21 protein-coding genes and 1 tRNA gene are annotated in these 21,116 nt (G+C 68.6%); 14 read left to right on the top strand and 8 right to left on the bottom strand.

What is annotated here, in order from left to right; all coding sequences use genetic code 11:
- Nucleotides 1-4: 4 nt before the first annotated feature.
- Both CWC60_RS09705 and CWC60_RS09700 read right to left on the bottom strand, forming a co-directional pair.
- Entirely contained in the window at nucleotides 5-688 is a 684-nt protein-coding gene (locus tag CWC60_RS09705; RefSeq protein ID WP_109793783.1) for a 2OG-Fe(II) oxygenase, read from the bottom strand.
- Entirely contained in the window at nucleotides 685-1,578 is an 894-nt protein-coding gene (locus CWC60_RS09700; protein WP_109793782.1) for a DMT family transporter, read from the bottom strand. Before CWC60_RS09700 ends, CWC60_RS09705 begins: the two co-directional genes overlap by 4 nt.
- A gap of 146 nt (nucleotides 1,579-1,724) precedes the next feature.
- Between CWC60_RS09700 and CWC60_RS09695 the strand changes: the two genes are divergently transcribed.
- Complete coding sequence (locus CWC60_RS09695; protein ID WP_109793781.1) at nucleotides 1,725-2,963, top strand: acyl-CoA dehydrogenase family protein; 1,239 nt, start codon at nucleotides 1,725-1,727, stop codon at nucleotides 2,961-2,963.
- Nucleotides 2,964-3,144: 181 nt separating this feature from the next.
- Here the strand turns inward: CWC60_RS09695 and CWC60_RS09690 are convergent, their stop codons facing one another.
- Genes CWC60_RS09690 through CWC60_RS09680 form a run of 3 tightly spaced genes read right to left on the bottom strand, consistent with a single transcriptional unit; the run spans nucleotide 3,145 to nucleotide 7,187 of the window.
- The gene (locus CWC60_RS09690; protein WP_109793780.1) at nucleotides 3,145-4,662 is read right to left on the bottom strand and encodes an acyl--CoA ligase; all 1,518 of its coding nucleotides are present in this window, start codon (nucleotides 4,660-4,662) and stop codon (nucleotides 3,145-3,147) included.
- Nucleotides 4,663-4,696: 34 nt separating this feature from the next.
- Nucleotides 4,697-5,926, bottom strand: coding sequence for a hypothetical protein (locus CWC60_RS09685; RefSeq protein WP_109793779.1), 1,230 nt, complete (start codon nucleotides 5,924-5,926; stop codon nucleotides 4,697-4,699).
- 13 nt (nucleotides 5,927-5,939) lie between these two features.
- The gene (locus tag CWC60_RS09680; RefSeq protein ID WP_109793778.1) at nucleotides 5,940-7,187 is read right to left on the bottom strand and encodes a polyhydroxyalkanoate depolymerase; all 1,248 of its coding nucleotides are present in this window, start codon (nucleotides 7,185-7,187) and stop codon (nucleotides 5,940-5,942) included.
- 281 nt (nucleotides 7,188-7,468) lie between these two features.
- Here CWC60_RS09680 and CWC60_RS09675 point away from each other — a divergent pair, with 281 nt between their 5' ends.
- Nucleotides 7,469-8,230 carry a dienelactone hydrolase family protein gene (locus CWC60_RS09675; RefSeq protein WP_109793777.1) on the top strand — a complete coding sequence of 254 codons (762 nt, stop codon included), beginning with the start codon at nucleotides 7,469-7,471 and terminating at the stop codon, nucleotides 8,228-8,230.
- A gap of 157 nt (nucleotides 8,231-8,387) precedes the next feature.
- Here CWC60_RS09675 and rpmB read toward each other — a convergent pair whose 3' ends face one another.
- From rpmB to tsaD, 3 genes are all read right to left on the bottom strand, one after another.
- Nucleotides 8,388-8,741 (bottom strand): 50S ribosomal protein L28, encoded by a 354-nt coding sequence (gene rpmB / locus CWC60_RS24090; RefSeq protein WP_109793776.1) that lies wholly within the window; start codon nucleotides 8,739-8,741, stop codon nucleotides 8,388-8,390.
- Between the two features lie 89 nt (nucleotides 8,742-8,830).
- Nucleotides 8,831-9,826 carry a methylmalonyl Co-A mutase-associated GTPase MeaB gene (gene meaB / locus CWC60_RS09665; protein WP_109793775.1) on the bottom strand — a complete coding sequence of 332 codons (996 nt, stop codon included), beginning with the start codon at nucleotides 9,824-9,826 and terminating at the stop codon, nucleotides 8,831-8,833.
- Nucleotides 9,820-10,869: a tRNA (adenosine(37)-N6)-threonylcarbamoyltransferase complex transferase subunit TsaD gene (gene tsaD, locus CWC60_RS09660; protein ID WP_420891154.1), complete on the bottom strand. Its 1,050-nt coding sequence runs from the start codon at nucleotides 10,867-10,869 to the stop codon at nucleotides 9,820-9,822. Before tsaD ends, meaB begins: the two co-directional genes overlap by 7 nt.
- 81 nt (nucleotides 10,870-10,950) lie before the next feature.
- Here tsaD and hemC point away from each other — a divergent pair, with 81 nt between their 5' ends.
- The 12 genes from hemC to CWC60_RS09600 all read left to right on the top strand — a co-directional run bounded on the left by hemC (nucleotide 10,951) and on the right by CWC60_RS09600 (nucleotide 21,098).
- The gene (gene hemC, locus CWC60_RS09655) at nucleotides 10,951-11,871 is read left to right on the top strand and encodes a hydroxymethylbilane synthase (RefSeq protein WP_206419855.1); all 921 of its coding nucleotides are present in this window, start codon (nucleotides 10,951-10,953) and stop codon (nucleotides 11,869-11,871) included.
- Complete coding sequence (locus CWC60_RS09650; protein ID WP_109793774.1) at nucleotides 11,868-12,596, top strand: uroporphyrinogen-III synthase; 729 nt, start codon at nucleotides 11,868-11,870, stop codon at nucleotides 12,594-12,596. Before hemC ends, CWC60_RS09650 begins: the two co-directional genes overlap by 4 nt.
- Nucleotides 12,597-12,600: 4 nt before the next feature.
- A complete protein-coding gene (locus CWC60_RS09645) occupies nucleotides 12,601-14,100 on the top strand; it encodes a COG4223 family protein (RefSeq protein WP_109793773.1) in 1,500 nt (499 codons plus the stop codon).
- 3 nt (nucleotides 14,101-14,103) lie between these two features.
- Entirely contained in the window at nucleotides 14,104-15,519 is a 1,416-nt protein-coding gene (locus CWC60_RS09640) for a heme biosynthesis protein HemY (protein ID WP_109793772.1), read from the top strand.
- 50 nt (nucleotides 15,520-15,569) lie between these two features.
- On the top strand, nucleotides 15,570-15,857 hold the full coding sequence (locus CWC60_RS09635; RefSeq protein WP_109793771.1) for a putative quinol monooxygenase: 288 nt from the start codon (nucleotides 15,570-15,572) through the stop codon (nucleotides 15,855-15,857).
- Nucleotides 15,858-15,867: 10 nt separating this feature from the next.
- Nucleotides 15,868-16,869, top strand: a complete 1,002-nt coding sequence (locus CWC60_RS09630; RefSeq protein WP_109793770.1) for an NADPH:quinone oxidoreductase family protein — start codon at nucleotides 15,868-15,870, stop codon at nucleotides 16,867-16,869.
- 91 nt (nucleotides 16,870-16,960) lie between these two features.
- Nucleotides 16,961-17,036: transfer RNA gene (locus CWC60_RS09625), tRNA-Thr, on the top strand.
- 163 nt (nucleotides 17,037-17,199) lie between these two features.
- Nucleotides 17,200-18,450 carry a tyrosine-type recombinase/integrase gene (locus CWC60_RS09620; protein ID WP_109793769.1) on the top strand — a complete coding sequence of 417 codons (1,251 nt, stop codon included), beginning with the start codon at nucleotides 17,200-17,202 and terminating at the stop codon, nucleotides 18,448-18,450.
- Nucleotides 18,450-19,130, top strand: a complete 681-nt coding sequence (locus tag CWC60_RS09615) for a hypothetical protein (protein ID WP_109793768.1) — start codon at nucleotides 18,450-18,452, stop codon at nucleotides 19,128-19,130. The genes CWC60_RS09620 and CWC60_RS09615 overlap by 1 nt, the downstream gene beginning before the upstream one ends.
- 177 nt (nucleotides 19,131-19,307) lie before the next feature.
- Nucleotides 19,308-19,526 (top strand): helix-turn-helix transcriptional regulator, encoded by a 219-nt coding sequence (locus CWC60_RS09610; RefSeq protein WP_109793767.1) that lies wholly within the window; start codon nucleotides 19,308-19,310, stop codon nucleotides 19,524-19,526.
- A 2-nt stretch (nucleotides 19,527-19,528) separates the two neighbouring features.
- Nucleotides 19,529-20,020, top strand: a complete 492-nt coding sequence (locus tag CWC60_RS09605; RefSeq protein WP_109793766.1) for a helix-turn-helix domain-containing protein — start codon at nucleotides 19,529-19,531, stop codon at nucleotides 20,018-20,020.
- The gene (locus tag CWC60_RS09600) at nucleotides 20,013-21,098 is read left to right on the top strand and encodes a tyrosine-type recombinase/integrase (protein WP_109793765.1); all 1,086 of its coding nucleotides are present in this window, start codon (nucleotides 20,013-20,015) and stop codon (nucleotides 21,096-21,098) included. Before CWC60_RS09605 ends, CWC60_RS09600 begins: the two co-directional genes overlap by 8 nt.
- The last annotated feature ends 18 nt before the right edge of the window (nucleotides 21,099-21,116 follow it).

Below are 21,116 nucleotides of genomic sequence, written 5' to 3'. Positions count from 1 at the left end.
CCCTTTACCGGGCGTCGTGGAAGATCACGCCCAGCGTGCGGCGATGGCCCGACCGCACCGTCGAAACTCCGTGGCGCATGGTGACCCGGGAGTAGCCGTTCTTCGAGGCCACGGGCCGCTGGTTGACCGCGAACAGCACGGCGTCGCCCTGCCTGAGCGAGATCACCTCCGCCCGGTTCTGCTTGCGCGCCTGGGTTTCGGTGAGCACGAATTCGCCTCCCTCGAATTCGGCCGGGTCGGTAAGCAGCACCGCCATCTGAACGGGAAAGTGCAGGTCGCCATAGAGGTCCTGGTGCAGGCGGTTGTAGTCGCCGGGCCCGTAGCTCAGCACCAGCGGCGTCGGCCGCGTCTGTCCCGCCGCGTGACACTGTTCCAGGTAGTCCGCATGCGCCGCCGGGAAGCGGGAGTCCCAGCCGAGCCTTTCGGCCCAGAGATTGGCCAGCGGGGCGAGTTCGGGATAGACGCTTTCCCTGAGACGCTGGACGGGAGCGGGCAGGGGATAGCTGAAGTACTTGTACTCGCCCTCGCCGAAGGAATGGCGGCGCATGACCACGCGGCTGCGATAGAGCCCGTCGTCGGCATAGCCGGCCGCGATAGCCGCGCAGGTTCCGGCGTCGAGCATCGCCGGGGCGACGGCGAAGCCGCGTTCGTCGATCCGCCGGCGGATCGCTTCCCAGTCCGGGCTCATGCCGTCCGCCTCCGGGCGAAGCGCAGCAGCCGGCCATCCACGCAGGCCAGACCGGCGAAGATCAGGGCCAGCCCCCCGAGAGCGGTGGGCGCCAGGCTTTCGTCCAGGAAGACCACGCCCAGGAAGATGGCGCTGGGCGGAATCAGGAAGGTCGTCAAAAGCAGATTCGTCGCGCCCGCGGTCGCCAGGATGCGGAAATAGAGGATATAGGCGAGGCCGGTGCCGGCGACGCCCAGCGCCACCCAGGCGGCGAGCGGCGCGAGGGACGGCAGGGCCGCCGGCGCGCCCTCGGCGAGAAGGGCTGCGGGCACCATGATCGCCGTCGACATGGTGAGCATGCCGGCCGCCGCGACCGGCGGCGCAAAGCGGCCCAGCCGCCGCCCGAACGCGCCGGCGAAAGCGTAGGAGACGGCGGCGCCCATCACCGCGAGTTGCCCCAGCAGGCCGTCGCTCAGCCCCGTCAGCGCCTCCGGCCCGATCAGCATGGTCACGCCGGCGAGGCCGAAGATGACGCCCGCGGCCTTGCCCGGCGTCGCGCGTTCATCGGCCAGCAGCAGATGCGCGACCAGGATGGCGAAGATCGGGGTGGTCGCGTTGAGGATCGAGGCGAGGCCAGAGGCGATGTGCTGCTGGCCCCAGAATATCAGGCAGAAGGGGATGGCGTTGTTCAGCAGGCCCATGAGCGCCAGATCGCGCCAGTCGCGCCAGCCCTTCGGCCGTCGCGCGCCCATCGCCAGGACCACGACCCACAGCACCGCCGCGCCCATGGCGACGCGTCCCAGCACCAGGGTCAGCGGCCCGACCTCGGCCAGGGCGATCTCGACGAAGAAGAAAGTCGAGCCCCAGATGAGCGACAGCGCGGCGAGCAGTCCCCATTCCGTTGCGCCCATCGATCTCGCCGCCATTGCGTCCCCGCGTTCTTCGTGCCGTTGCGTCCCCTGACATAGCGCGGGCATCGGAACTTCGCCTCCCGGAATTTGCGCCGGTTGCCGCGGCCGTTGGTTGGCCTAGACTGCGCGGCGGGGAGGACGCGCGCATGGATTTCAACATACCCGACGACATCCGCGACTATCTGGCGGTCTTGGACGACTTCATCGAGAAGGAGATCAAGCCGCTGGAGGCCGAGAACATCCGGTTCTTCGATCACCGCCGAGAGTACGAGCGGACGGACTGGGAGAAGGGCGGGCGGCCGAAGGAGGAGTGGGAAGAGCTGCTGGCGGAGATGAAGCGCCGGGCCGACAGGGCCGGCCATCTGCGCTGGGCGCTGCCGAAGGACGTCGGCGGCTCGGGCGGCTCCAATCTGGGCATGGCGATCATCCGCGAGCACCTGGCGCACAAGGGGCTGGGGCTGCACAACGACCTCCAGAACGAGAGCTCGATCGTCGGCAACTTCCCCGTGGTCCACATCTTCCGCGCCGTCGGCACAGAGGCGCAGAGGGAAGAATTCATCGAGGACATGATCACGGGCCGCAAGCGCGTCGCCTTCGGCGTCACCGAGCCCAATCACGGCTCCGACGCGACCTTCATGGAGACGGAGGCGAAGCGCGACGGCGGCGACTGGGTGATCAACGGCACCAAGCGCTGGAACTCCGGCATGTCGAACGCCAGCCACGACGTCGTCTTCGCGCGCACGTCGGGCAGCCCGGGCGAGCCCATGGGCATCACCGCCTTCATCGTCCCCGTCGAGACGCCGGGCGTCGACATCGCCTACATGCACTGGACCTTCAACATGCCCTCCGACCACGCGGAGGTGCACTTCCGCGACGTGCGCGTGCCCGACAGCGCGATCCTGCACGAGGAAGGCCGCGGCCTGGAGTGCATGCAGGCCTTCTTCCACGAGAACCGTATCCGCCAGGCGGCTTCCAGCCTCGGCGCCGGGCAGTACTGCGTCGACGAGGCGGTCAAATGGGCCAACAACCGGGTCACCTGGGGCCAGCCGTTGTCGCGCAACCAGGCGATCCAGTGGCCGCTTGCCGAACTCAACACCGAGGCCGAGATGCTGCGCGGTCTGGTCTACAAGTCGGCCTGGCACCTGGACCAGCAGGACCACATGGCGGTCACCCACTGGGTCGCCATGGCGAACTACCGCGCCAACCGCTTCGTCTGCGAGGCCGCCGACCGGGCCATGCAGGTGCATGGCGGCATGGGCTACACCCGCTACAAGCCGTTCGAGCACATCTACCGCCACCACCGCCGCTACCGCATCACCGAGGGCACCGAGGAGATCCAGATCCGCAAGGTGGCGTCGGACCTGTTCAAGAAGTTTCGCGACTGAGAGAGGAGCGGTCTGACAGGCCGATCGGAAGTTCGAAGGAATTGCTTCAGACTGGCGCCCTTGGACTTGATCCAAGGGCCCAGCGAAACGAGAGGCTGGGTCCTGGGGTCAAGCCCAGGACTTCAGATCACTTCACGTGGCAACAACGGTGGGGCCGAGGAGCTGAGCGAAGCGGATTCGATTACCCCGCCAGCCCCAGCTTCTCCGCCAGGCCGATGCGCTGCAGCTTGCCGGTCGCGCCCTTCGGGATTTCCTCCATGATCAGCACCTTGCGCGGCACCTTGAAGTCCGCCAGACGCTTCGCGGCGAAGTCGCGTATGGCGCGTTCGTCCGCCGCCTGACCCTCGCGGAGGACGACGGCGGCGGCGACCTCCTCGCCCAGCTTCGCGTGCGGCATGGCGAATGTCACGGCCTGGGCGACGGCCGGGTGGTCCATCAGCACCTCGTCGACCTCCCGGGGCGAGATCTTCTCGCCGCCGCGGTTGATGATCTCCTTCAGCCGCCCGGTGATGGTGAGATAACCCTCGTTGTCGAGGACGCCCTGGTCGCCGGTGCGGAACCAGCCGTTGGTGAAGTTCTCGGCATTGGCCTTCGGGTTGTTCTCGTAGCCCGCGGTGACGTTCGGTCCCTTGATCACCACCTCGCCGGTTGCGCCGTGCCCCAGCAGATTGCCGTCCGGGTCCATGATGCCGACCTCCGGCCCGGCGGCGATGCCCACTGTGCCCGGCTTGCGCGCGGCCGGTGGTAGTGGGTTGGAGGCCATCTGGTGCGCCGCCTCGGTCATGCCGTAGCTTTCGATCACGGGACAGCCGAAGGTCGCCTCCAGCTCCGCCATCACCTGCGGCGGCAGGGAGGAGGAGGACGAGCGGATCAGGCGGAAGGGGTGGGCCTTGATGACGTCGGCGTTGCGGCCGGCGCGGCCCAGGATCGCCTGGTGCATGGTCGGCACGGCGGTGTACCAGGTGGGCTTCGCCGTCTCGACCCAGTTGAAGAAGCGCAGCGCGTTGAAACCGGGGCTGCACCAGACGCTGCCGCCCGCGGCCACCGAGGACAGCACCGCCGCGATCAGGCCGTGGATGTGAAAGAGCGGCATGATGTTGAGGCAGCGGTCCTCCGCCTTCAGCGCGATGGCGTTGGCGATGTGGCGGGCGCTGGCGGCGACATTGGCCTGGCTCAGCGGCACGATCTTGGGCCGCGAAGTGGTGCCGGAGGTGTGCAGCACCAGGGCGACGTCGCTCGGCTCTGCGGGACCGGGATTTGCGGGCGTGCCCTCGATCTCGCCGGCGAGATGGAACAGCCCGGCAGCCTCGTTGCTCCGCGGCGAGAGGCGCAGGACGGGAATGCCGCGCTTCTCCGCCACGCCCAGGGCGTCGCCGTCATAGTCGTCGGGGACGACGAGGGCCTTCGCGTTCAGATCGGAGAGGTAGAAGTCGTATTCGTCCGCGCGGTAGGCGGGATTGAGCGGCGCCGTCGTCGCGCCGCAGGCGATGGTCAGGAACGCCGTCGCCATCTCCGGCCCGTTGGGCAGCACGATCGCCACCCGGTCGCCGCGGCCGATGCCGAAGCCGTTCAGCGTCGCCACGATCTCGTCGGCGAAGGCGCCGAGGGCCTCGTGGGTCATGTCGGGCCGGTTCTCGCCGCCGATGGCGGGGGCGGCGGCGGCGCCGGTCTCCAGCAGGGCACGGACGGTGTCGGTCATGTCGGGCGGCCTCCCTCAGTGTTGCATGCAACACCTAGCCCAGAGGCGCGCCCCGGTCCATCCACCGCTGCAGCCTGTCGACATCCGCCCCGTGCAGCGCGAAGCGGCCGCGCCGCCAGGCGATGTCCTCGGCGGTGCGGGCGAACTCCTGCTCCAGCATCCACTTCGCCTCGCGGGCGCGCAGGCCGCCGCCGAAATCCTCCCCCAGGTCCGATTCGCGGTGGGTCGGGCCCAGCACGTCGGGCGTCAGGGGGCCGTGGCGGGCGACAAGAGCGCGGATATAGGCGGCGTCGATATGGCTGTAATTCGCCGCGATCTGGTTGGCGAAGACGCCGTAGTTCTCCTCGATCCTGCCGTCGGCAAGACCGGCCTTCTCGTGGGCGTCGCCGACGCCATGCTGTGCGAAGATGTCGCCCAGCCGCGCGAGCACACTGTCGTCCTGACGAAGGTGCTGGATGCAGGAGAAATCGGCCGGATCGTCGATGACGTTGGCCCAGATCACATGCTCCTGCTTGAGTTCGAGATCGAAATGCATCTCGAACGTGTGCTCCAGTTGCCCGAAGGCCTCCTCGACCGAAAGATCGCCTACTTCGCGCTCAAGTAGCAGGGTATCCTGGTCCAGCGGCAGGACGAGCACCGATACATTGTCGGGGCAGGGGAGGCTGTAGGCGAAATCCTCCCGGTAGGTGCGCTTCAGCACCGTCTGGACGCGGGGCCGGAATGTCTCACCGCGGTCCTGCTGGTCGTCGGTCAGGGTGTAGGAGGCGCTGATCGAGCCTTCGCGGGCCAGGGTGCCCTCGCGGGCCGTGAAGTCGCGGGCGAGCGCCACGGTCAGCCGCGGCGCGTCGACGAAATGGACTCGCTCCATCTGCACCCGCAGCGCGGCACGGCGGGCAATCTCGCAAAGCGGCCGTCCCGCCTGATGCTCGGTGAGGTTCACCGTTTTGCCGTACTTCTCGACGTCGCGGGTCAGCCAGAGGCCGAAGAACTTCTTTCTGAGCGCCCCCAGCGTGACCAGGCGCACCGGCCGCACGAGATGCGGCGCCAGGTGGCGGATGTCGTCCAGGATTTCGGCGTCCGACCGTTCGCCCTGCGCCGCAGGACGGTCAGGGTAGAGCAGGTCGCGGCTCGACGGCAGGCCCATGCCGGTGACGATGTCGCGGTCGGCGGCCCAGACGCCGCCCTTTTCCATCAGGGCCACGCGGCGCGCGACCCAGGCGGCGGCGATGCCGCGGAAGCCTATGGCGAAGAAGTGCTCCGCCAAGGGTCCGCGCCGTTCAGGCCCCGAGCACCGGGAACGAGCGGATGAAGTCCCGGACGCGCGGCTGGATCTCGGTGCGGAAGCGGTTGCCGTTGAAGACGCCGTAGTGGCCGACATCCGGCTGGACGTAGTCGAGCTGCTTCTTCTCGGGAATGTTGATGCAGAGGTCGTGCGCGGCCTGGGTCTGACCGATGCCGGAAATGTCGTCGTTCTCGCCCTCGACCGTGAACAGGGCCGTCTTGGTGATCTTCGACGGATCCACCTTGCGTCCCCGCCAGGTCATGTTGCCGTTCGGCAGGTCGAACTTCTGGAACACGGATTCGATCGTCTGCAGGTAGAACTCCGCGGTCATGTCGAGCACGGAGAGATACTCGTCGTAGAACTTGCGGTGCGCCGCCGCCGTGTCGCCGTCGCCCTTGACGAGGCTGTCGAACAGCCGCTTGTGGGCGTCGATGTGACGGTCGAGGTTCATGGTCATGAAGCCGGTGAGCTGCAGGAAACCCGGGTAGACAGACCGCATGAAGCCCGGATGAGGCATCGGCACCGACATGACGACATGGTTCTTGAACCATTCCAGCGGCCGGGAGGTGGCCAGTTCGTTGGGCACCGTCGGGCTCTTCCGCGGATCGATCGGGCTGCCCATGATGGTCAGCGTCGCCGGTGTGCAGGGATCGCGGTCCTCAGACATCAGCGCCGTTGCGGCGAGCACCGCCGGTCCCGGCTGGCAGACCGCCATCACATGGGTGTTCGGGCCCAGGACGTGCAGGAAATCCATCACGTAGTCGATGTAGTCCTCGAGGTCGAACTTGCCTTCGGAAACCGGAACCTGACGGGCGTCCCGCCAGTCGGTGATGAAGACCTCGTGCTCCGGCAGCATGGCCCGGACCGTGCCGCGCAGCAGCGTGGCGAAATGGCCCGACAGCGGCGCGACGATCAGCACCCTGGGCATGTCGGCCAGCTTGGCCGGGATCTCGGAGCGGTCCTTCTTGAAGTACTTGAGCTGCCCGAAGGGCTTGCGCATCACGATCTGCTCGCTCACGCCGACCCTCGTGCCGTTGACCATGACCTCGTCGATCTCGAAGGCCGGCTTGCCATAGCGGCGCGTGATGCTCTCGAAGACGTCCGCGGCGGCGGCGGCGGCGCGGCCCTGCATGGTGAAGGCCGCCGGATTCATCGGATTGCGCAGCGCGGCCTGCGTGAACTGGGCAGCCGTCCTGAACGGCGCGATCGCCGCGTGGTTCATTTCGTAGAGCTGATAGAGCACTTTGAGCCTGTTCCTTCCGTTCCGGATTCAGGATTCTGAATCCTGAGGAATTGCTATTGCACCGCACAATACCCGGTAGTTGTCAATCTTGTTACAGTCCGCGAATTGTGCACTGCCAAACTGAATCTGCTCTTAACGACGCCGCTTGCAAGGCGTTGCGTGACGCATGCGCGGTATGCCGATGCCGTCTGTTGCAGCGCGAAATGACGCGCCCGTGAGTGGTGCCGGCGCCGGAACAGGCTACCATCGCGTCGGTCTCATTCGTGAACGGAGCTCATGACATGCTTGCTCGCAGAACCGTACTGAAAGGCGCGGCGTCGCTGCCGCTGGCCGCCATCCTCGCCGATCCCCTCCTGTCGCGCGCGGCGGCGGCGACGCTCAACGAAACCGCCTTGACCACGCATGACGGCCGCACCGTGACCGGCTTCGTCGCCATGCCGGAGAAGACCCCCGCGCCGGCGATGCTGCTGATCCACGAATGGTGGGGCCTGAACGATCAGATCAAGACCATGGCCGACGAGTTCGCGAAGATGGGCTATGTCGCCGTCGCCGCCGATCTCTACGACGGCAAGGTGGCGACCGATCCGGGCAACGCGCGCGCCTACATGCAGCAGGTCGACGCGGCGCAGGCCACCGGCACGCTGGCCAGCTGGATCGACTGGATGAAGGCCCATGAGGCGGTCAACGGGAAGGTGGGCACGGTCGGATGGTGCTTCGGCGGCGGCTGGTCGCTGAACGCCTCCATCGCCCGGCCAGTGGACGCCACGGTGGTCTACTACGGGAATGTCGCCCGCGAGGCCGAAGCGCTGAAGCAGCTGAGGGGGCCGGTGCTGGGACACTTCGCCGAGCAGGACGAGTGGATCAACCACGAGATGGTGAGAAAGTTCGAGGCCGAGATGGCTCTCGCCGGCAAGGATGTCACCAGCTACTGGTACGATGCCCAGCACGGCTTCGCGAACCCCACCACGGCCCGCTACGACGCGCAGGACGCGATGCTCGCATGGGCCCGGACCCAGGATTTCCTGCTCGCCAATCTCGGCTAGGCCCCATGCCGGGAAGTTGCCGGCAGTTCGGCGCTCAGTCGCCGCAAGCTCCAATGACCGACCGGGAGATGCGGAGACTGGTCGGCCGACACGATCCGAACGAAGAAGGGCCCCGGCGTGCCGGAGCCCTTCGAGATCGTTCCGTTTCCGGTCCGGATCAGGTGGCGGCTTCCTCCACCGCATCCGCGTCGGCTTCCGCCGGCAGGGTCAGGTCGGCCGCTGCGCCGCGCTCGGCGCGGGCCTTCCTGATCTCCCGCTTCAGCCGCCGGGCGTTCAGCGACAGGTTCGCATCGGACTGCTTCAGGATGTAGTTGTCGATGCCCTCGTTGTGCTCGACCGAGCGCAGGGCATGGGTCGAGATCTTGAGGGTGACGGTCCGGCCCAGCGCGTCGGAGCCGAGCTTCACGCGCCGCACGCTCGGCAGGAAGCGCCGTTTGGTCTTGATGTTGGAGTGGCTGACATTGTGGCCGGACATCACGCCCTTGCCGGTCAGCTCGCACCGCCGAGCCATGTCTGGTCTCCCGTTCTGATCGAAATAAAGGGACGGTCTCCCGTCCCGCAATACCGAGCGGCGGTGTTTAGCGAAGCCGCCGCGGGCGGTCAAGCCTCCGAATGGCCGAGGAACAGCGCGCGCAGCGCATCCGCGGCCGCGCCGGGCGTCGCTTCGCCGCTCATCACCCGCGCTTCCCAGTCCGGCAATGCCGCCGCAACGCGCCGGTCGCGTGTCAGCGCGTATACCAGCCCGTCCGTCAGCTCCTGCCACATCCAGGCCTTGGCCTGTTCGGCCCGCTGCTTTTCGAGTGCGCCGGCTTCCGTCATCGCCTCGCGGTATTTCGTGATGTCGCGCCAGATCTCTTCGATGCCTTCGCCCTTCAGCGCGGAGGCCAGCCGCACCCTGGCGCGCCAGTGCGGCGTCTTCGGACGGATCAGGCCGAGCGCGCCGCGGTATTCCGTCGCCGCCCGTTTGGCCGCGGCCAGCAGATCGCCATCGGCCTTGTTGATGACGATCAGGTCGGCCAGCTCCATGACGCCGCGCTTGATGCCCTGCAACTCGTCGCCGCCGCCCGGCGAGAGCAGCAGCATGAACAGGTCGACCATCTCGGCCACGGTGGTTTCGGACTGGCCGACGCCGACGGTTTCCACCAGCACGACATCATAGCCGGCGGCCTCGACCAGAAGCATGGTCTCGCGGGTGCGCCGGGCCACGCCGCCCAGCGTGCCGCCCGAGGGCGAGGGCCGGATGAAGGCGTTTGGGTCGCGCGCCAGATGCTCCATGCGTGTCTTGTCGCCCAGGATGGAGCCGCCTGTGCGTTTCGACGACGGATCGACGGCCAGAACGGCGACCCGGTGGCCGGCGGCGGTCAGATGCTGGCCGAAGGCTTCGATGAAGGTCGACTTGCCGACGCCCGGCGTGCCGGAAATGCCCAGCCGGATAGCGCCGCCGGCCCGGCCGACCAGCTTTTCCAGAAGCTCCTGGGCCTGCGTGCGGTGATCGGCCCGGCTGGATTCGACCAGCGTGATGGCGCGGGCCAGGGCGCGGCGATTGCCGGCGGCGATGCGGTCGGCCATCTGCTCCAGATCGGGCGCGGTCACGATTTGGCTCCGGCGAAGGGCAGGGGCGCGGCCGTCTCGTCCAGCGGCCAGCGGGCGCGCGGCGCGGCCGCCAGCGGATCGGTGAGACCGAGGCGGAATCGCTCCACGCCGGCCCAGGCGACCATGGCGCCATTGTCGGTGCAGAGCTTGGGCGGCGGCGCCTTCATCTCGATGTCGCCGGCGCGCGCGGTCTCCAACAGGCGGCCGCGCAGATACCGGTTCGCGGCGACGCCGCCGGCCAGCACGAAGGCGTTCGGCGCCACACCCAGCTCGCGGCAGCGGCCGAGGGCCCGCCCGACGCGATCGGCCAGCACGTCGCCGATGGCGGCCTGGAAGCTGGCACAGAGATCGGCCAGATCCTGCGGCGCGGGGCGGGGTCCCAGCTTCTCCGCCACCTGGCGGACGGCGGTCTTGAGTCCCGAGAACGAGAAATCCAGCTCGGGCCGCCCCATCATCGGCCGGGGCAGGCCGAAGCGCGCCGGATTGCCGTCCGTCGCGCAGCGTTCCACAGCCGGACCACCGGGGAAGCCCAGGCCCAGCAGCTTGGCGGTCTTGTCGAAGGCCTCGCCCACCGCATCGTCAATGGTCGCCCCCAGCCGGCGGTAGTGGCCGACGCCCTCCACCAGCAGGATCTGGCAATGTCCGCCGGAGACGAGCAGCAGGAGATAGGGGAACCCGACCGGATCGGTCATGCGCACGGTGAGCGCGTGGGCTTCCAGGTGATTGACGGCGATCAGCGGCTTTCCGGCGGCGAGCGCCATGGCCTTGGCGGTGGTGAAGCCGACGATGACGCCGCCGATCAGCCCGGGTCCGGCCGTCGCTGCGATGGCGTCGACGCCGGCCAGCCCGATACCGGCCTCGGACAATGCGGCGGCGATCACGCTGTCCAGCTTCTCGACATGGGCGCGGGCGGCGATTTCCGGTACCACGCCGGCGAAGGGCGCGTGTTCATCGATCTGGGAGAAGACCACGTTGGACAGGATTGTCCCGTCGTCACGGACCACGGCGGCGGCGGTCTCGTCACAGCTTGTCTCGATGCCCAGTATCGTTGTCACCTGACGGCCCTTGACGCTGGCAATAGCGGAAGCGGGGAGGTAACACCGCCAACCATGAACGGACAAGCAAGTATGAAGATCGGTACCCGCGGCAGCCCGCTGGCGCTGTGGCAGGCCAACGAGGTCAAGCGGCGTCTCCATCAGGCGCATCCGGAGCTGCCGGACGAAGCGGTGGAGGTGGTCGTCATCACCACCACCGGCGACCGCATCCGCGACCGGGCGCTCGCGTCCATCGGCGGCAAGGGACTGTTCACGAAGGAGATCGAGGAGGCGCTCGCCGCCGGCGAGATCGACATGGCGGTGCATTCCATGAAGGACATGCCGACGGTCCTGCCGGACGGCATGGAGATCTGCTGCCTGCTGCCGCGCGAGGATCCGCGCGACGCCTTCATCTGCAACGTGGCCGAGGGTATCGCCGGTCTGCCTCACGGTGCCGTCGTGGGCACCGCAAGCCTCCGCCGCCAGGCGCAGGTGCTTCACCGCCGGCCAGACCTGAAGGTGATCACCTTCCGCGGCAATGTGGCGACCCGGCTGGAGAAGCTGGACCGGGGTGAGGTCGCCGCGACGTTCCTCGCCAATGCCGGGCTGATCCGGTTGCAGCGGACCGAGCGCATCACCGCCCTTATCGAGCCCGAAGAGATGCTGCCGGCGGTGGCCCAGGGCGCTGTCGGCGTCGAGATCCGCAGCGATGACGAAGCGACGCGGGAACGGCTGGCCGCGCTGCACGATACCGAGACCGAGTACGCGGTGACCGCCGAACGCGCCATGCTGGCCGCGCTGGACGGCTCCTGCCGCACCCCCATTGCCGGGCTCGGCCTGCGTCAGGCCGACGGCGAACTCTGGCTGCGCGCCGAAATCGTCATGCCGGACGGCAGCGACCGCCGGGCGACCGAGCGGCGCGGGCCCGTGTCCGACGCCTTCCGCATGGGCGACGACGCCGGACAGCAACTGAAGCGGGACGCCGGGCCGGCCTTTCTCGCGGAGATCCTTTGAGAATTCTGCTGACACGGCCGCGTCTCGACGCAGTGGAAACGGCCCGGGCGCTCGAGGCCCGCGGCCACCAGGTTCTGATCGATCCGGTACTTGATATCGTGCTGGAAGCACCCGACGGGCTGGACCTGCAGGGCGTGCAGGCCCTGCTGGCCACCAGCCGCAACGGTGTCCGGGCCCTTGCGGCGGCCACGCCGCGTCGCGACCTGCCACTCATGGCGGTGGGACGGAGCACGGCGGCGCTGGCGCGCGAATGCGGCTTTCCTGACGTGCGGGATGCCGACGGGGATGTCGATGACCTCACCCGCGTCGCAGTGGCCGAACTGGATCCCGCCGCGGGTCCGCTTGTGCATGCCGCAGGCGCCGAAACAGCCGGCGATCTCAAGGGCGCGCTCGCGGAATCGGGCTTCGAGGTCCGGCGGGAAGTGCTGTACCGCGCGGTGGCGAACGACCGGATTTCCGCGGAAGCGGCCGCGGCGTTGGTCGCCCGGCGGATTGACGCGGTGCTGTTTTTCTCCCCGCGGTCGGCGGAAGCCTTTGCTAGGGTGCTGGACAATATGGGACTGACCTCGGTGGCGGAGAGTCTTGTGGCCTTCTGCATCAGCCCCCGCGCGGCGGAGATCGCGCGGCGGCTCCCCTATCGGGTGGTTGTATCCGCCCCCCGCCCGAATCAGGATGCCTTGCTGTCCTGCGTGGACCGTCACGCCGCCGGCGAACGACACAGGTGAGTAGATGACCAGCGACGACAAGAAGAAGTCCGATCAGGGCTCCGAAGCCGCGGCGGACGGGACCGCCGGATCCGACAAGCAGACCGAAAGCGCGACGGCGGCGGGTGCCGGCGGCGGGAAGACCCCTACCGAAGCACAGGTCGCCGGCATGGAAGGCGCAGCCGTCTCCGTGCCCGACAGCGAACAGCGCGAAGAGGACGAGGCGAAGATGGCGGCGGACGACGAACCCGCCGCCGATCGGGCGGAGGAAACCGAGACCGTGGCGGCGGCGCGGCCACGCTCGGACGGCCTGGCCCGGATTCTGGCCGTACTGGCCCTCATCGGCGTCGGCGGCGTCTACGCGCTGACGCATGTCCAGCAGGTCCCGACGGGCAGCGCCCAGCGCCTCGCCCAGCTGGAACAGCGGGTCACGGACCTGGCCGAGGCCGGCCCGGCGGCGGCGCCGGAACAGGAGCCCGATCCGCGGGTGGCCACGCTGCAGTCCGATCTCGCGGCCTTGCAGGAGCGCGTGACCGGGCTCGCCGGTGAACTCGAAACGGCGCGGGCCGCCGGAGTGTCGGAGGATGCAGCGCAGCCCGCCGCGGCACTGGCCACGCGGCTCGGCGCGCTGGAGGACCGGCTCGGCGAACTGGGAACGCTGGAGGAGCGTCTGTCGGCGCTGGAGGACCGGCCTGCCGCGCCGGAGAGCCAGGGCCAGCCGCTTTCGGTCACCGTCGGCGACGGCGGCGGCCAGCAGGTGCGCGAACAGATGGCGGCGCTGGAAACCCGGCTGGACGATCTGAACACTGAACTGGCTGCGCTGCAGGCGCGCCAGGACGAGTTGCGCAACAGTCAGGCTGGACTTTCCGAAGATCTCGACAGCCGCATCCAGGCGGTCCGTTCGGACCTGACCGGCGCCCTGGAGCGGGAGACAGGCGACGTGATGGCCCGCCTGAACGACATTGCGGCGCAGGCCGAGGCGGCCGGCGAGGCCCGACAGGGCGAACTGGCCCGCAATGCGGCCCTGGTTCTCGCCATGGGACGCCTGCGCGACGCCGCCGCCGGCGAGCGTCCGTTCCCCGGGGCATGGGAAAGCGTCACCGCGCTGGGCGTCGACCCGGCGACCTATCCGGCGGTCGCCGAGGCGGCTGCGAGCGGTGTGCCTGCGCAGTCCAGCCTGCAGGAACGGTTTCCGGATGTGGCCGGCCGCGCCGTCGTTGCCGCCACCACGGGCGAGGATGACAGCCTGATCGGCGGCGCGCTCCGGCGCGTCGGCAACGTGGTGCGGGTGCGCCGTACGGGCGAACTGGAAGGGGACAGCGTCGAGGCCGTGGTCGCCCGCGCGGAGGCCCGGGTCCGCGAAGGCGATCTGCGCGCCGCGGTCACGGAACTGGAGACGCTCGACGGCGAGGCGGCCGAGGCCGTGGCCCCCTGGAAAGCCGACGCGGAGCGGCGGATCGCCCTGGAAGCGGCGATCGACGGCCTGCAGACGGCAGTCTATCAGAACCTGTCGAAGGACGGCTGATCCATGATCCGCCTGATCATCCTCTTCCTCGTCGTCGTCGCCCTGGCGGCGGTGGCGGCCTGGCTGGCCGACAATCCCGGCCGCGTTTCGATGCAATGGGGCGGCTGGCAGATCGATACTTCGGTCCCGGTCATCGTCGGCGCGCTGGCGATCCTGATCGGCGTTATCCTGCTGATCTACCGTCTGATCGGGTGGCTGCTGGCCGGGCCCGAGCGTATTCGCGGTTTCTTCCGCGGCAACCGCAGCGAGAAAGGTTACCGGGCGCTGACCGAGGGCATGGCCGCGATCGCTTCGGGCGATTGGCGGCGGGCGACCAAGGCCGCCGAGCAGGCAGACCGCTATCTCGCCAATCCGCCCATGGCGCTGCTGCTGAAGGCGCAGGCGGCGCAGCTCGCTGGCGACGACCGGCAGGCCGAGTCCCATTTCCGGGCGATGCTGGAAACCCCGGAGACCGAGCTCGTGGCCCTGCGCGGTCTGCTGATCCAGGCCGGACGGGCGGGTGATCACGACCGCGCACTGGAGCTTGCCGCCCGCGCTCACCGGCTCAGGCCCGACGCCGGCTGGGCCGTGCGGGCGCTGTTCGATCTGCAGTCCGCCGCCCGCGACTGGCGCGGCGCTCAGGTCACGCTCGCCGACGGCGTGCGCACGGCAGTCTACGAGAAGGAGGCCGCACGGCGTCTGCACGCTGTGATCGATACCGCCCTGGCGATGGAGAAGGAGGAGGCGGGCGATCTGAAATCCGCGCTCTCCTACGCCCAGAACGCCCTGAAGGAAGATCCGAATCACGTGCCGGCCGTGGTCGTCGAGGGCCGCCTGCAGGCCGCCGCCGGCCGGGAACGCCGGGCCACGCGTCATCTGGGGGAGGGCTGGTCCAGGCTGCAGCACCCCGATATCGCCCGGGCGATCATGGACCTGCATCCGGACGAGGATGCGGAAGCGCGGTTGAAACGGTTCGAGAAGATCACCGCCGCGGACGTGGACCATGCGGAGACGCAGCTCACCCTGGGGCGCCTGGCGCTGGACGCCGACCGGGTCGACCTCGCACGCGACTACGCCTACGCGGCGCTGGACCGGGCGCCGGTGGTCGACCAGCGCTTCTGCCGTCTGATGGTGGATGTCGCCGAACGCAGCGAGGGCGGCGCGGAGAAGGCGCGCGAATGGCTGGGCCGGCTGGCCGACGCCCCGCCGCCCGGCCGCTGGCAGTGCAGCGCCTGCAACGCCATCGCTCCGGGCTGGAAGCCGCTCTGCCCGTCCTGCGGCCATTTCGACGGGCTGGAATGGCGCGCGGCCGAGCCGCTGCGGGACGCGGTCCTTCTGGTGGAACGCGAGCACGAACCGACGAAGGTCGAGGCCCAGATCGAGGAAGCCGTGACGGAAGAAGATGCCCCGCCCACGCGAAACCGGGGTTCCGGCGGCTGACTCCTTGGCATAGTCTGCGCGCCGTCATCCATTCAGGGGAGGAAATCGAGATGATCGGAGTGGTTGCAACCATCAAGACGAAGCCGGGCGCCGGCGCGGATTTCGAGGCCACGGCAAAGCGGCTGGTCGAGGCCGTCAACGCCAACGAGCCGGGCTGCCTGTTCTACCGCCTGTTCCGGACCGAGAACGAGAACGAGTACAGGTTCCTTGAGGCCTACAAGGACATGGACGCCGTGCAGGCGCACCGCGCCTCCGACCATTTCCGCACCATCGGCAAGGAGATGGGCGCGTTCATGGACGGCCCGCCCGACGTCACCCGCATGGAAGGCGCCGAGTAGGCGAAGCCCCTTGCGCGGTCTCGTCTGCCGCGACTGGCGGCCCTTCGAGGAACTCGAGCTCGCCGACGACCTGCCCGAGCCGGAGCCCCGGCCGGACCAGGTCGTCATCGGCGTGCGCGCCGTCGGCATGTCCTTCGCAACCAATCTGGTGGTCTCGGGCCGCTATCAGCGCAAGCCGCCCCGGCCCTTCACACCGGGGACCGAGGTCGCCGGCGAGATCGTCGCCGTGGGCGCCGAGGTCGAGGGCCTGGCGCCGGGCGACCGGGTGATGTCCTTCGTCGACTGGGGCGGCATGGCCGAACGCGTCGCCATCTGGGGCGGTCAGGTCTACCGCATGCCCGACGGCTTGGACTTCCCCGAAGCCATACCGATGTTGTCGTCCTACGGCACGTCCTGGGGCGCGCTGCATCTGCGCGCCCGGCTGGAGCCCGGCGAGCGGGTGCTGGTACACGGGGCAGGGGGCGGCGTCGGCCTTGCCGCGGTGGAACTGTCGAAGGCGCATGGCGCCACGGTCATTGCCCGGGCCGGGACGGCGGAGAAGCGGGACTGGCTGAAGGACCGTGGCGCTGACCATGTTCTGGACAGCCGCACGGAAAACTTCAAGGACGAGGTGCTGGCGCTGACGGACGGGCAGGGCGTCGACGTGGTCTACGACCCGATCGGCGGACAGGTCTTCCACCAGTCGCTCAGGGCGCTGGATCGGGGCGGTCGAGTGCTCACCATCGGCTACGCCGCCGGCGAGATCCCGGAGATCGGCGTCAACCTGCTGCTGGTGAAGGACATCTCGGTGATGGGCTTCAACTGGGGCACCTACTGGGGCTGGAGCCCGAACGACGAACGGGTGCGGTTCTCGCCCGTGCGCCGGCGGGCGATGGACAGCCTGAAGGCGCTCTGGGCCGAGGGTGCGATCCACCCGCATGTCCACGCCGCCTGGCCGCTGGAGAGATTCCGGGAAGCCTGGGCCGAGGTGCGCGACCGCAAGGCGCTGGGGCGCGTGGTGCTGACGCCCTGACGGGCGGACGGGACGAGGCAACGCGCCCCTTGCCCGCCGCGCCGCGCCGGGCTATAGACGCGGCCCTGCCGGCACGAAAGGCCGGCCCGGCGCCGTCGTAGCTCAGCTGGTAGAGCAACTGATTCGTAATCAGTAGGTCGGTGGTTCGAGTCCACTCGACGGCACCATTTTCCCTTCCAGCATCATCCAATAACGTCCCGAAGAGCCGGGAAAGCTAGGGGTTTGACGCGGGGCTGTGGCCGACATGGTCCGGTGCTGTCCGTTGGTATCCCGCGAAAATGTTGGTATTGTTGTTGGCATCGGTCCCGAGACCATGCGCAGGATACCAACATGCCGCTGACAGATGCCAAGCTCCGCAACGCCCGCCCAGCCGAAAAGCCGACAAAAATTTCGGATGGCGGGGGACTGCATTTGCTGATCACGCCAAAGGGCTCGAAGCTCTGGCGGCTGGCCTACCGGTTCGCTGGAAAGCAGAAGACGCTGGCGATCGGGGCTTACCCGGCGGTCTCGCTGGATGCCGCGCGCACGGCGCGCCACGACGCCAAGCGTCTGCTGGCCGAGGGCATGGACCCGGCTGACCAGAAGCGTGCGGAGAAGCTGCGGGCGCGCAATGGCGCAGAGAACACCTTCCATGCGATCGGCGCGGAGTACGTCCGGAAGCTGGAGCGCGAGGGGCGCGCGCCGGTCACGCTCGAAAAGGCGCGATGGCTGCTCGGCATGGCGGAGACGAAGCTCGGCGGTCGCCCCATCGCCGATATCTCCTCGGCCGAAGTGCTGGAGGTGCTCCGGCAGGTCGAGGGGCGGGGACATCACGAGACGGCCCGCCGGTTGCGCAGCACGATTGGCAGCGTCTTCCGCTACGCCATCGCCACGGCGCGGGCCGAGAACGATCCGACCGTCGCGCTACGAGGGGCTCTCGTTGCGCCGAAGGTCCGGCACCGCGCGGCGATCACTGATCGCAGGGCGCTGGGCGGCCTGCTGCGCGCCATCGACGGTTTCGACGGTCAGCCGACCACCCGGGCGGCGCTGCAGTTGATGGCGCTGCTGTTCCCGCGGCCGGGCGAACTGCGCGCGGCCCGTTGGGCCGAGCTCGATTTCGACGAAGCGATATGGCGCATTCCGGCGGAGCGGACCAAGATGCGCCGCGAGCATCGCGTGCCGCTGGCCCCGCAGGCGGTCGCCATTCTGCGCGATTTGCGCGCGGTCTCCGCCAACGAGGCGCTGGTCTTTCCGTCCGTGCGTTCGGCCCGGCGGTCGATGTCGGAGAACACCCTCAACGCCGCCCTGCGCCGCATGGGCTATGCGAAGGACGAGGTCACGGCGCATGGCTTCCGCGCCACCGCCTCGACCCTGCTGAACGAGTCCGGCCGCTGGTCGCCCGACGTGATCGAACGCCAGCTTGGCCATGTCGAGAACAACGACGTCCGCCGTGCCTATGCCCGCGGCGAGCACTGGAGCGACCGCGTCGCGATGATGGCCTGGTGGGCGGATTTCCTCGACGCGGCGCGGACCGTCGGCGAGGTGGTGCCCTTCCCGCAGGAGGGCGCGACGGCCCGCGGCTCTGTCCGGAGTGCCGGCTGATGGAGGACATCGACTACTGGAGACTGACCGAGGAACTCACCATCGTCCAGGCCGCGTTGCTGGTGGCGGGCGAGGACCCTGCGAACCTGGCCGACGAAGTTGAACGACAGGCCGGCGATCTACGCCCGCCAAAGTACGAGGCGGTCAAGCACGCGATCATGCAGGCCCTCCTCAAGGAGCGGATTAGTGGGGAGTTGGTACCCGAACTCGATTACGATCAAAACGGCAACCCGACCGGCGGGATTCCGGGCACGGTCGATGTCCACCGCTCCCTTGTGAATATCGATTCCCTGCGCGCGTTGCTCGAACGGCGAGGATTCCGCAGCGGCTTCTTCTTTCCGGAGAAGGCTGGCCAGCCGGAATACCTGAACCCCGAACACCCGCACTACGCGCCGAAACTGGCGGCGGCGGTGAGAGCCTGGCTCGCCAACCAGAACGACGAGGACCTCAGGGGCAAGCACCCGAAGCAAGCTCTGCTGAAATGGCTGCGCGAGAACGCGGCCACCTATGGCTGGACGGACGATGACGGCAATCCGATGGAGTCGACCATCGAGGGCATCGCCAAGATCGCCAACTGGCAACAGAAAGGCGGCGCTCCGAAGACGCCGGGCCAGGAGGCAGGAGAGGACGCCACAACGGAAACCACCCCCGAAAACGACGAATCCGACATACCTTGCTAACTCTCTGAAAACAAAGGGGGTATGGTCGATGCGGCCGGATTGGGGCCCCATATTCTGATGGGAACCCGGGCCACATTGCCGTGAAAACGCGGCCGGGTTTTCTGCAATCCACCCGGCTATTCGCGGGCCGCCGGACGCCGAAATATCGCCTCGTCACTCATTGGACGAGGTCGAACCATGCACACCCTCCCCGAGACCGGCTATCTCCGGCTCAGCCAGATCATCGGCAACCCGAAGGCGGACCCGCCCCAGCCGCCCATCATCCCCGTCAGCAAGTCGACCTGGTGGGACGGCGTGAAGGCGGGGCGCTTCCCCGCGCCCGTCAAGCTGGGCCCCCGCATCACGGCCTGGCGCGTCGAGGACATCCGCGACCTGCTCCGCCAGTGGGGCAGCTGAGCATGGCCGCGGCCAGCGGAGGCAACTGGCGCGCGGTCAAGCGCCACCGCAACTACACGGTCGAGGAAGTCGCCCGGACTCTCGGTCGAGGCCGGGGCACCATCAGGCGCTGGATCGCGGACGGGTTGCCGGCGCTGACCGACCGGAAGCCCTTCCTGATCCTCGGCGAAGACCTGATTGCGTTCCTGAAGGCGCGCCGCCGTCCGCGCGCCCGATGCGGCCCGGGCGAGTTCTACTGCTTCCGCTGCCGGGTCCCGCGCCGGGCGGCGCTGGAGATGGCCGAGATCGTCGACCGCAACCCGTCCAGCGTCAATCTCAGGGCCCTCTGCGCGGTCTGCGAGACGCTGATGCACCGCCGCGTCGCCATCGCCCGCCTCGCCCCTTTCGCCGCCGGCATGGAGGTCTCGGGCCCGCAGGCTCCGACACACATAGGGGAGCCCGCCGGTCCCTGTGTGGATGACCACTTCGACAAGGAGCCTCAAACCCATGCGTAAGCACCACCCCGAAAACGAGCGGATCAAGCGCCGTTATCTCACCTATCTGCGGGAGGCGAAGCGCCTTTCCGAGACCTCCGTCGACCAGGCCGCGGCCGCCATCGCGGCCTTCGAGGCGTCGACCGGATTCCGCGACTTCAAGCGGTTCCATATCGAGCAGGCGCGGAAGTTCAAGCGCGATCTGGTCGAGCAGATCAATCCGGCGACGGGCAAGCCGCTTGCCAAGGCGACCGTTCACGCCCGGCTGATGGCCCTGAAGGCGTTTGTCCAGTGGCTGGCCGACCAGCCCGGCTATCGCTCCCGCATCCGCTATTCGGACGCGGACTACTTCAACCCCTCGGCCAACGATTCCCGCATCGCCCGCGCCGTCCGAGAACGCCCGGTCCCGACGGTCGAACAGATCAGACACGTCCTGGCGACCATGTCGGCCGATACCGACATCCAGCGCCGCGATCGCGCTCTGGTCGCCTTCACCCTGTTGAGCGGCGCGCGCGACAACGCCATCGCGTCGATGTCGCTGAAGCACGTCGACGTCGCCCGCCGCCTTGTTCACCAGGACGCGCGGGAGGTCCGCACCAAGCGGGCCAAGACCTTCTCCTCGTCCTTCTTCCCCGTTGGGGACGACATCGAGGCCATCGTGACCGATTGGATCGACCATCTGAGGACCGTGCTGCTGTTCGGCGATGACGACCCGCTGTTTCCCGCGACCCGCGTCGCGCCGAACGGCGACGGCGTTTTCGCCCCGGCCGGGCTCGACCGCCGCCACTGGAAGAACGCCGGCGCGATCCGCCGCATCTTCCGCGAAGCCTTCGAGGCGGCCAGCCTGCCCTATTTCAACCCGCACAGCTTCCGCAATACGCTGGCGCGGCTGGGCGAGCAGGTCTGCCGGACGCCGGAGGAGTTCAAGGCCTGGAGTCAGAACTTCGGCCATGAAAAGGTCCTGACGACGTTCACGAGCTATGGTGCCGTCGCGCCCCACCGGCAGGCGGAGATCATGCGCAGCGTGCGCCTGCCGTCCAGCGATCGTGAAGACGAGCTGGTGCGCCGCATTGCGGAGGCGGTACGGACAAGCCGATAATGCGCCGCAGAGTCGGCC

This window comes from Minwuia thermotolerans, assembly GCF_002924445.1.
Classification (GTDB): Bacteria; Pseudomonadota; Alphaproteobacteria; order Minwuiales; family Minwuiaceae; genus Minwuia; species Minwuia thermotolerans.
Note: the sequence above shows the minus strand (reverse complement) of the source record. Positions and strands in the feature narration are given on the sequence as shown.